Genomic DNA, 1,567 nt, shown 5'->3' on the forward strand with positions numbered 1-1,567 from the left:
CTTCTCCCAGGACACCTGGTACGGCACCCGCCGGTTCAAATACAACCTCGCCGGGGAACTGACCGAGACGCTCAACGGCGTGGGTGGGCGGACCCGGTTCGAGTACGACGTCCGCGGGCGCCTGATCCGCATCACCGACCCCATGGGCGGGGTGACCACACGCACCTACACCGCCACGGACCAGGTGGAGTCGGTCACCGACCCGCTCGGGCGGGTCACCACCGCCACCTACGACCCCGCCGGGCGGCAGATGTCCCAGACCGGCCCGGACGGGCACACCACCACCTGGACCTACGACCCGGCAGGCCGCGAATCCTCCACGTCGTTCGACGGGAAGCTGCTCGCCGGGATCGAGCGTGACCCGGTCCGCCGGTCCGTGGTCATCACCGACCACACCGGCGGTGACGGGTTCGCGGTCGAGCACGAACTCGGGTTTGACCGGCGCGGGCTGCTGACCTCCCGCACCCGCGGGAACGAGGGCCTGTCCTGGGCCTACGACGCCGACGGGCACCGCACCGCCTTCACCGACGCCAACGGAACCACCACCACCTATCGGCGCGACGCCGCGGGCCGGGTCACCGCCGTCAGCAACCCCCAATTGGGGGAGGCGCTCTTCGCTTACGACGCTTCGGGGCGGATCACCGCCGCCACGGCGGGGGACCTGGTCCAGGAATGGGCCTACCGCAACGGCGCCCTCGCCGAACACACCCGCACGGACACCACGAACCCGGGCGCCGCTGATGTGACGATGATCGGCCGGGACCAGGACGGCAGGATCACGGGCCTGACCCGGTCCGGTGCCGTGACCCGCTACGGGTACGACCGGGCCGGGCAAATGGTCACCGCCACCACCACCCGCACCGGGGAACCGGGACTTCCCGCTTCGGTTTCCGGGTGGGTGTACGACGCCGGCGGGCGGCTCGTGCGCGAAAGCACGCCGGCCGGTTCACGGGAGTACCAGTACGACGCCGGAGGCCAGCTGCTCGCCGTCACCGATACTGACGGGTCCCGGACCGAGTACGTCCACGACGGGCTCGGCCGCCGCACCCGGCTCATCCGCTCCGACGGGTCCTGGACCGAGTACGCCTGGGGCCCCACCGGGCACCTCAGCGGCACCGCCGACCGCAGCCCCGACGGCGCTGCTGTCTCCCGGCACGGACTGTGGGTCGACGCCCTCGGCGAACTCGCCGCCATCGACGGTGCGGAGCTGTGGTGGGACACCGCCAACCCCATCCCCACCCTGACAGGCATCAGCGGCGGGCAGGTCCTTCCCCTGCCCGGCGGGGTCACCGGTGTTGGCGACGCATGGACCGCACCGGGCTGGCGCGCCGCCCGCCCCACCGACCACACCGACCCCTGGGCCGTCCTCGGCACCCCGGCCGTCCCCATCCCCGGCAGCACAACAGGTGCTCGTGCCGGTGGCACAGGAACTGCAGGTGCGGTATCCGCGCTGGGCGGTGCGCTGCCCGCCGGGATCAGCATCACCGGCGACGGCGGTGTCGACATCGCGGGCCTGGAATGGCTCGGGGCGCGCGCGTATGACCCCGCCGCCCGCGGCTTCCTCTCC

1 pseudogene is annotated in these 1,567 nt (G+C 72.6%); it reads left to right on the forward strand.

The features are described from left to right. Positions 1–1,567 (forward strand): annotated as a pseudogene (locus ARGLB_RS11330) (DUF6531 domain-containing protein); the annotation flags it as partial.

Origin of the sequence: Arthrobacter globiformis NBRC 12137 (genome assembly GCF_000238915.1) — a bacterium.
GTDB lineage: Bacteria > Actinomycetota > Actinomycetes > Actinomycetales > Micrococcaceae > Arthrobacter > Arthrobacter globiformis.